Consider the following 9,164-nt stretch of genomic DNA (forward strand, 5'->3'; position numbering starts at 1 on the left):
GTTTGCGCTTGTGGGCGGCGCCGGGCCGGATCTGCGGGACTTTTTTGCGAGGGCATGGGGGAAACTGCGCGACGCCGGGCGCGGCCAAAACGCTCTGCCGCAGAAGAGAACCGCCCTGTAACTGTGGCCGCGCGTTACCAGATCCGGGCCCGGCCTGACACTTGCCAATCGGGCAGGAAGGGTTTATCTGAAAAGGGAACCCCGGTTCCTGCTGTCACAGAAACCGGGGTGGGCACGGCGCATAGCGCCTGGTTACACGGTCACCTGACGAAGACCAGCTTTAGGCCCCGTATCAGTTCGCTCCTGATACGGGGTCAACTTCTATCTGGCGTCAGAAGCCAGCAGCATAACCAGTATCAGCGCGAGGATCGCGGCAAAAACCAGCTTTCGCATGGTGATACCCTCCTTTGCTGCCAGCGCCGTGCCCAGGCGTTAGAGTTCAGAAGAGTGACCGTGCCCGTTCCGTATATGCCGATTCTCCCCGCCCGACAATGTTTTCTGCGGGCGTGCCGCGCCTGCCCGGAGCGGTTTGCGCTTGTGGGCGGCGCCGGGCCGGAGCTGCGGGACTTTTTTGCGAGGGCATGGGGGAAACTGCGCGACGCCGGGCGCGGCCAAAACGCTCTGCCGCAGAAGAGAACCGCCCTGTAACTGTGGCCGCGCGCTACCTGATCCGGGCCCGGCCCTGACACTTGCCAATCGGGCAGGAAGGGTTTATCTGAAAAGGGAACCCCGGCTCCTGCGTCAACAGAAACCGGGGCTGGCACGGCGCGGTTTGCGCCCCCGTGCACGGCTACCGAACCAGCAAACCGCTTTTCGGCCCCGTATCAGTGCTCGCTGATACGGGGCCAGCCTCGTTTAAGGCCGACTGTCGCCCCGCAGCAGCAGGGCGAGGAGTACCAGCAACACCAGGACGACAAAGCGTCTCATGCGGCACCCCCTTTGACGGTTTGCGCCGTGCCGGGCGCAGATCAGGAAGGGGGTAGCCGTGCCCGTTCCGTATATGCCGATTCTCCCCGCCCGGCAATGTTTTCTGCGGGCGTGCCGCGCCTGCCCGGAGCGGTTTGCGCTTGTGGGCGGCGCCGGGCCGGATCTGCGGGACTTTTTTGCGAGGGCATGGGGGAAACTGCGCGACGCCGGGCGCGGCCAAAACGCTCTGCCGCAGAAGAGAACCGCCCTGTAACTGTGGCCGCGCGTTACCTGATCCGGGCCCGGCCCTGACACTTGCCAATCGGGCAGGAAGGGTTTATCTGAAAAGGGAACCCCGGCTCCTGCGCGAACAGGAACCGGGGTGGGCACGGCGCATAGCGCCATGCACGGCCACCTGCAACAGGCCAAGTCTTCGACCCCGTATCTGATTGCGCAGATACGGGGTCAACTTCTATCTGGCGTCAGAAGCCAGCAGCATAACCAGTATCAGCGCGATGATCGCGGCAAAAACCAGCTTTCGCATGGTGATACCCTCCTTTGCTGCCAGCGCCGTGCCCAGGCGTTAGAGTTCAGAAGAGTGACCGTGCCCGTTCCTTATATGCGGATTTCCCGTACCCCACAATGTCTTTTCAGGCCGGCGCGCGCCTGCCCGGAACTGTTTGCGCTTGTGGGCGGCGCTGGGCGCGGCCAAAACGCTCTGCCGCAGAAGAAAACCGCCCTGTAACTGTGGCCGCGCGCTACCTGATCCGGGCCCGGCCCTGACACTTGCCAATCGGGCAGGAAGGGTTTATCTGAAAAGGGAACCCCGGCTCCTGGGTCAACAGAAACCGGGGCTGGCACGGCGCGGTTTGCGCCCCCGTGCACGGCTACCAGTGTGACAAGCCTTTTCGACCCCGACCCACCGCTGATGGGCCGGGGTCAACTGCTATCTGGCGGCGGACGCCAGCAGCAGGACAAGGGCCACAGCGACAAGCAGGACGAAAATACGCCTCCGCATGGCGGCACCCTCCTTTCTCCGTTTGCGCCGTGCCGACGCTCAGGCCAGAGGGTAGCCGTGCCCGTTCCTTATATGCAGATTTCCCGTACCCCACAACGTCTTTTCAGGCCGGCGCGCGCCTGCCCGGAGCGGTTTGCGCTTGTGGGCGGCGCCGGGCCGGATCTGCGGGACTTTTTTGCGGGGGCATGGGGGAAACTGCGCGGCGGCTCTGCGCCCTTGCCCCGGGCCTGACAGTAAAATGTCCTCCCGTGTTGCGGGAGGACATTTTTTTATCAGCTCCGGGGCAAGGTTTGCTCAGGCCGCGGAATAATTTTGCGCAGCAATTCTCGCAGGCTCGCCTTTTTTCTGCTGTTCCTCCAGTCGCGCCACCCGCGCGTTGAGGGCGCTGTTTTCTTTCCAGAGGCGGCGGTTTTCCGCATTCAGTTCGCGCCGTTCCTCTTCCAGCTTTTCCAGCTTTTCTTCCAGCTTCAGGCAGCGCGCGCAGTAGGGCGCGCTCTTCTGCGTTTCCGGCGGCTCTGCCGGCGGCGCTGCCGGCGCTGCTGCCGGCGGCTCCGCTTCCTGCTTTTGGGGCGCGGCGGGTGCGGCGGGGGCGCGCAGCGGCCCGCGCCCGGAAAGCAGCCATTCGACTGAAAAACCGGTCTTTTGACAGATTTTCAAAGCCACATCCGTATTGGGCAGATTTTCGTCCCGCTCATAGCCGCCCAGTGAGCCTTTGCTGACGCCGATCAGGGCCGCGAAAACCCCTTGCGAGGTTTTCCCGCGCGCCAGGCGGATGCGGGCTCCCAGCGTGTCCGTCTCCATAGAATAAATTTCCATCGCCCGGAAATTTATCCTATCTGGCTGAAATTTTGGATTAAAGAACAGAATTTCAGAACAATGAATAGGATAAATTTTACTTTAGGGTCAATATTTCAGTTGTGCTGACCGAAATATTGATCTAATCATAAAGCGCGGGCGGTAAAGGTTTCCGATTCGCAATCCGACTTTACCCGTCCCGCACGCGGAAAGCAATGTTGTTTCCTTCCGTCCGGTCCGGGCCTTTTGCGCAGGGCCACCGGCGGAGGGACCAAAGCGTTTTGCTCCTGAAAGGGGCGCAACGCCCTGGCAGGAGCCATGCCAGCCGCAGAGGCGCGGGCGAAATGCGCTTTCGCCGTGAAGCGCCGGAGCGGGCGTTTCAAAAGCCCGCGAGGAGGTGCAGGGAGGCCATACGCTGACGCATTCCAGCCCGGAGCATTGCTGCTGGTTCTCCGGGATGGGGTTTTTTTCTTTGGTTCGTTTCATGGCGAAGGCTGATTGCAGGCGCGCCGCAGGCGCGCGGTCTTGCCATGCGGGCTTGCTCCGGGCGCTGACGGGCCGCGCCGGAGGATTGAGAGAGGTTTAGGAAGGTCAACAATTACAAGGAAGGTCTAATCATGCAACTGACACAAGGCGCATTGGGATTTTTGATCAAACGCTACAGCGCGGTGCTCAAAAAATGCCGCATGCTGAACCTGCTTGGCAGCCTGGCGCTGGCCGGCGCATTGACCGCGGGCGCAGCTGGCCTGGCCGTGGCGGCGGAGCCGCAGGCGCCCTGGAATGAGGCTGGGACCGTAACCCTGGGCACCGGCACCGAGGTTACTAAGGGGGGCTTCGGTCCCATCGACCCGAACGACGAAGGAAAATACGGGAAAAACGTCAACACCACCACCCTCGAAATCAACACCGGGGGGACGCTGAAGCTGATAGGCGGCAAGCGGGTCGTGCATTACCACTACACCCCCGCCGCAAACCCGGATAACGTCACGGGTATGGCTGTGACAATGAGCGGCGGCACTCTGGAGATCAAGACCGACTCTGTCCCCGCCAGCGATACCGGCGGCAATGAGGGCACATTTACCTTTTCCAGCCTGGATGTCAATAGCTTCAACCTTTCCGGCGGCAATGTGACGCTGGAGGGCAAGGCTGACAACCCCTGGGAGAAGGCCGCCTACGTCGGCGCCTACAATGGTATGAACATCACCGGCGGCACTGTCACCATGGGCCAAAACAGCGAGCTCTTCGCCGGAAATCACCTCAAGATTGAGGGCGGCGAGATCACCATGAAGGGCGCGCTCACCGGGAGTAACACCGATCCGAGCGGGAACATCGGTTTCGGCAACAACGCGGCTCATATCATGTTCTCCGGGGGGGAGAACACCATCAGCGGCGGGACCATCACTGTGGGCGATGACACTGGCGTTGTTGACGTCGGCGTGATGAGCGCCCCGACGCTGAACATGACCGGCGGCAAACTCGAGGTGAAGACGAATGCCAAGCTGCTGCTCCAGCCGAGCGAGGGCAGCAAAGGCCAAACTGTCGTGTATACAGACGATAGCGAAAGCGGCAAGACCGGCGTTTTCAACCTTTCCGGCAATGCTGCCGTGACCGTGGCGGAGAATGGCACGTTCCTCGCTCCCTATACCCGGATCAACCAGGCCGGCGACGCTACGGTGACCGTCAACGGCGCGCTCTGGACGCAAAAGAGCAACTATCAGGGCGATATGCCCCGTAGCAGCTACACCCTTTCCGGCGGCACGCTTAAGATCGAGGGCGACGCCTCCACCAACGCCAACGGCGGCGTGAGCAACGGCACCCTGCAGACGGGCATGCTGAAAATCAGCGGCGGCAATGTTATAATCAGGGGGACTCAAGGGGAAACCGAGACTCGCTGGGATTACGGCCCCTATTTGAGCGCCACGCACGGCGCAGATATTTCCGGCGGCACAGTGACTCTGGAAGGCCCCGTCCATATTGTTGCCGGAGCTAAAACTGGCGAAAACAGCCAGTTGAACCTTTCTGGCGACGCCCAGATCCTCATGAAAGGCAATATGCCACTGATCCGTGCCTCGAACGGGAGAGTGTCCCTGAATATCAAGGACAACGCCGGCATTACGGTCGGCACGGTCGGCACGGGCGGCACGGCCGCGACCGGCTACATCCTGTCCCGCATGACCAATATGAGCGGCGGCGCGATCACCGTGAACGACGGGAGCACGCTGACCGTGGCCGGGGGGGCGCTGACACCAAATAGCGATGATGTTGATGGCGTAGATATTAAAGGAAATAACGGTGAGACATGGAATGTGGCCGAAGGTATCGCGGAGATGTCGAAGACTGAGGATCAAGGCGGCACCTTCAACCTTTCCGGCGGCAAGATTGATGTGAAGAGCGGCGGCAATCTGGATTTCGCCACGGGCGAGGTGAACGTGATCCAGACCGGCGGCGAGATCAAGTATGCCGGCACCGCCAACAAACTGGCCTTCCACGGCCTGACCGTGGCCGGCGGCACGCGGACGGGCATGGACAATCTGACCGTGGAGGCGGAAGAGACTGTCTTCGCCTCCCGCGCTAACGGCGTGAGCGCCTCCACCCTGACCGTGGGCACCAGCGACAAGGCCGGCGACCTGACGCTGACCACGCTGACCCAGATCGGCGGCACGGTGAACGTGAACAACGGCACGCTGAGCGTGGGCACGCTGGACCAAGATAGCGGCAAGATCACGGTCGGCGGCGCGGGCGCTGTCAGCACGTTGACGGTGACCGGCACAGATGCCGGAACGTCGTTGCAGACCCAAGACTATGCTGGAGACAAAACCGTAAGCGGCACGACCGCAGGCATTCTGGTCGCCAATCAGGGAACGCTGGAAGCTGCCGGGTCGATTCTGCTCAAAGACGGTTTCGTCATTCAGGATGGCGTGGGAAAGATTGAGGTCGCGGCTGGCGGCACCCTGAAAATAAACGGCCTGGATTCGATCGACAAGAATGATCTGAACTCAATCAAAACTGCTCTCTTTAGCACGGTTGACAGTAAAGGTCTGCTGAATCTGGGCGACACGGAAATCACGAATCTGGTGAATGACGGCAAGGTTAGCTTTACTGATGCAACCGGAGCCGCCGCTGGCGTCGAAACCACTGAAACCCTGGGGGCTACCGTTACCGGCGCGAACGCTGACACCTCTCTGACGGGCGGCTACAAGAATGTCGAGTCGGGCGAGGACGGGATCAAGACCGAGTCCGGCACCCTGCAACTGGCCGGTGATACAGAGGGCGGCAATCTTGTAGCGAATGGCAGCGACGCTGCGCCCGTCTCTGTGGGTGACGGTACTGCCGCGAAGGACGCGACCCTTACGCTCGGCGTCACTGACGCCAACAACAAGGGCACGGTGGGCGAGGTGTCCTTGAAAACCAACGGTGCCGGCACAGCCACGCTCAACGCCGTGGGCGACGGCAGCGCTGAATTCACCACCGGCGCGATCACTACTACCACTGCTAACACGGGCGATGTCAACGCTTCCGGCGCAAGCCTGACCAGCGCCCAAATCGGCAACGGCACTGCGGCAGTGGGCACGGTCCATGCCTCCAACAGCGGCACTGTGGCCTCCAATGCCAGCATCGACGCTGTCAACCTGAGCGCCGACAATGGCAGTGTGAGCGCCGAGACTGCCATCACCGCTCCCACTCTGAGCGCCGACAATGGCGGCAGCGTGACCTCCGGGGCTGGCATCACCGCCAATACCGCCCTGAGCGCGGACAACGGCGGCAGCGTGAGCGCCACGGGCGACATCAGCGCTACTGGCACCCTGACCGCCAACAACACCGGCAGCGTGAGTTCCACCTCGGGAGCTATCACCGCCGGCGCCCTGACCGCCAATGGCGGCGAGGTTACGGCAAAAAATGACATCACTGTTACCGGCGCGACCAGCCTGAACAACGGCACAATCCAGTCCACCGACGGCGACGTGTCCCTGAATAACGTCACCGGCAACGTCAGCGGCAACATTGTCGCCGATAAGGGCGCGATCAGCACGACGTCCGGCCAGGACCTCGCCGCGGCCGAGGGCCAGACACTGAACCTGGCGGCCGGCACGAACATCAACGTCGGCACTGGCAACATCGCCGCCACCAACGTCAGCGCGGGTGAGACCATCACCGCCGCCAACGTCTCCGCCAACAGCGTGCAGGCCCAAACCCTGAACGCCGCCGCCGGCGCGGTGGCCGTGACGGGCGGCGATCCGGCGACCACCGCGCCCAGCGAGGTGGGCACCCTGAACGCAGCAACGGTCACCCTCACCAACGGCGCTGACCTGACCGCCGGCACGCTGACCATGACCGCACCCGCCGACGGCAGCCCCGCCAGCAGCCTGACCGTGGGCAGCGCGGACGACACCAGGGGCACAACGCTGGTGGTGAATACCTTGAACCTCAACGGCAATGCGCTGCTTATTGACCCGGACTGGGGCGCGCCGTCCACCAACGTGGCCGTGGAGAACTTTAGCATTCAAAACATCAACGGGAATGATGTAAGCGTCATCAACGGCAACGTGGGCGTGGGCCAGAACTCCATGGCCGCCTTCGGCACCAGGGATAAAAACTGGCTGCTCGGGCATGTCAATGCCGTCGGCGGCCTGGACGAACACGGCGTGACTTCCGCTCTGGGCATCTTCGAGCCCCAGGTGCTGGACGCCGCTCATGGCATCACGGTGGACGGGCTACAGACCACCGCCGGCGGATTCACCATCGCCCCCGCCGAGATCCACTTCAACGCCGACTCCCTGCTGGTGGTCAGAGCCGAGGCGGCTCTTGATCCGGCCGGCGCTTTGTCCGCCACAGGAGACACAACAGCCACCATCGCCAACAACGCGAAACTGCGCATTGCGGGCGCGGAAGTGGGCGAACGCTACACGGTGCTCGGCACTCACATCGACGTCGCGGCGACAGATCCTGAAGCCTGGAGCGGCGAAAACTTCAGCACGGACTCCCCGATGGTGGCGACCGGCGTGTTTGACCATGAGACCGGCACTGTCACAACCACGCTCAACTCGGCCCGCAATGCCTTCCCCTCGCTGGATTCCGAGCTGGCAAAGGTGGTGGATTCCGGCTACCTGAATCATGAGATCGGGACCGCCGACAGGTATGTGAATGCCTCTGAAAAGGGCGTCCGCTTCCTCTCCCGCGCCACCAGCCGCGACTATCTCGGCAATGACGCCGAGCAGGCTGCCGTGACCATGGAAAGCGCGGCGCGCATGGCTCTGATCGGCGCGGTGCCGCAAATGACCCTGGCGGCCAACAACGCGGCGGGCAATGCCGTGACCCAGCGCACCAGCCTGGCCCAGCCCGGCGGCACCGCCCTCCAGAGCATGGCCTCGGACGGCTCCGTGTCCGGCGCTTCCGCGACCGAAGTCGCCAGGAGCGGCTTTGCCCTCTGGATCATGCCTCTGTACCAGAGCGCCAACGGCTGGGGCCTGGAAGGCGGCAACTTCAATATGGACTACAGCGGCGGCCTGGGCGGCGTGGCCATTGGTGCGGATTACACCTTTGAAAACGCCATCCGCGCGGGCATCACCTTCAACATCGGCGGCGGCTATGCCACGGGCTCCGGTGATTTCAACGAAACCACCAATGACATGAGCTTCTGGGGCATCGGCGCGTATGCCGGCTGGACAAAGAACAACTTCGGCCTCACCGCCGACGTGAACTACACCTCCACCTATAACAAGCTGGAACAGGATCTGCCCGCGGCCATGCAGATGGACAGCCTCAAGAGCGACGTGACGGCCTGGGCCATCAGCGCGGGCCTGCGCGGCGAGTACAAGTTTGAAACCAGCGTGCTGGACATCACCCCCCATGTGGGCGTCCGCTACACGAGCCTGAATACCGACGAATACGACGTGAAGTCCGGCGGCACAGTGCTCAGCGGCGACGGCATCAGCCAGAGCATCTGGACCTTCCCCGTGGGCGTGGCCTTCTCCAGGCAGATCGAGACCGGCAACGGCTGGCACTTCAAGCCCAGCCTGGATCTGGCCGTGATCCCGGCTGCCGGGGACATTGAGGCCCGCGGCGACGTGCGCTTCACCGGCGTGACCGGCACGGCGGAACTGGAAACCCAGACCATGGACTACATCTCTTACATGGGCCAGGCCGGTCTGGAATTCGGCAATGACAACGTGAGCTTTGGCGTCAACTACAACCTGCAAACCGGCGTCCACAGCACGTCGCACGGCGTGTTTGGCACCTTCCGCTACGAGTTCTAGCGCCCTTCCCGCTTCTGGTATCGTGCAACGCCCCGCGTTGCGCGGTACCGGACAGCGCAAAGCGCAAGAACGCGTGCAGCCCATGACCCGACCCCCCCGGGCCGGAAAATGTGATCCCGTCTGCCTCAGCCGGGCGGCTCCTCTCCTTGCGGAGCCGCCCGCCCGGACATCCGGGAGGCATGGGCTTCCCG

At 62.8% G+C, this 9,164-nt stretch carries 5 protein-coding genes; 3 read left to right on the forward strand and 2 right to left on the reverse strand.

Translation table 11 applies throughout. The features are described 5' to 3' along the window. The first annotated feature begins 1,000 nt into the window (after positions 1-1,000). Positions 1,001-1,180 carry a hypothetical protein gene (locus G7Y52_RS13620; RefSeq protein ID WP_206215316.1) on the forward strand — a complete coding sequence of 60 codons (180 nt, stop codon included), beginning with the start codon at positions 1,001-1,003 and terminating at the stop codon, positions 1,178-1,180. A 129-nt stretch (positions 1,181-1,309) separates the two neighbouring features. After that, positions 1,310-1,651: a hypothetical protein gene (locus tag G7Y52_RS13625; RefSeq protein ID WP_165072807.1), complete on the forward strand. Its 342-nt coding sequence runs from the start codon at positions 1,310-1,312 to the stop codon at positions 1,649-1,651. A 567-nt stretch (positions 1,652-2,218) separates the two neighbouring features. Here the strand turns inward: G7Y52_RS13625 and G7Y52_RS13630 are convergent. Next, entirely contained in the window at positions 2,219-2,740 is a 522-nt protein-coding gene (locus G7Y52_RS13630; protein ID WP_206215317.1) for a helix-turn-helix transcriptional regulator, read from the reverse strand. 590 nt (positions 2,741-3,330) lie between these two features. Further along, positions 3,331-3,675, reverse strand: coding sequence for a hypothetical protein (locus G7Y52_RS15095; protein WP_206215318.1), 345 nt, complete (start codon positions 3,673-3,675; stop codon positions 3,331-3,333). Positions 3,676-3,723: 48 nt separating this feature from the next. Here G7Y52_RS15095 and G7Y52_RS13635 point away from each other — a divergent pair, with 48 nt between their 5' ends. Then, positions 3,724-8,973 carry an autotransporter domain-containing protein gene (locus G7Y52_RS13635; protein WP_206215319.1) on the forward strand — a complete coding sequence of 1,750 codons (5,250 nt, stop codon included), beginning with the start codon at positions 3,724-3,726 and terminating at the stop codon, positions 8,971-8,973. Positions 8,974-9,164: the final 191 nt, after the last annotated feature.

This window comes from Desulfovibrio sp. ZJ200, assembly GCF_011039095.1.
Classification (GTDB): Bacteria; Desulfobacterota; Desulfovibrionia; order Desulfovibrionales; family Desulfovibrionaceae; genus Desulfovibrio.

Coding starts and splice junctions, on each gene's coding strand:
- G7Y52_RS13625 (WP_165072807.1), top strand. CDS start 1,310: ATGCACGGCCACCTGCAACAGGCCAAGTCTTCGACCCCGTATCTGATT.
- G7Y52_RS13620 (WP_206215316.1), top strand. CDS start 1,001: ATGCCGATTCTCCCCGCCCGGCAATGTTTTCTGCGGGCGTGCCGCGCC.
- G7Y52_RS13635 (WP_206215319.1), top strand. CDS start 3,724: ATGAGCGGCGGCACTCTGGAGATCAAGACCGACTCTGTCCCCGCCAGC.
- G7Y52_RS13630 (WP_206215317.1), bottom strand. CDS start 2,740: ATGGAAATTTATTCTATGGAGACGGACACGCTGGGAGCCCGCATCCGC.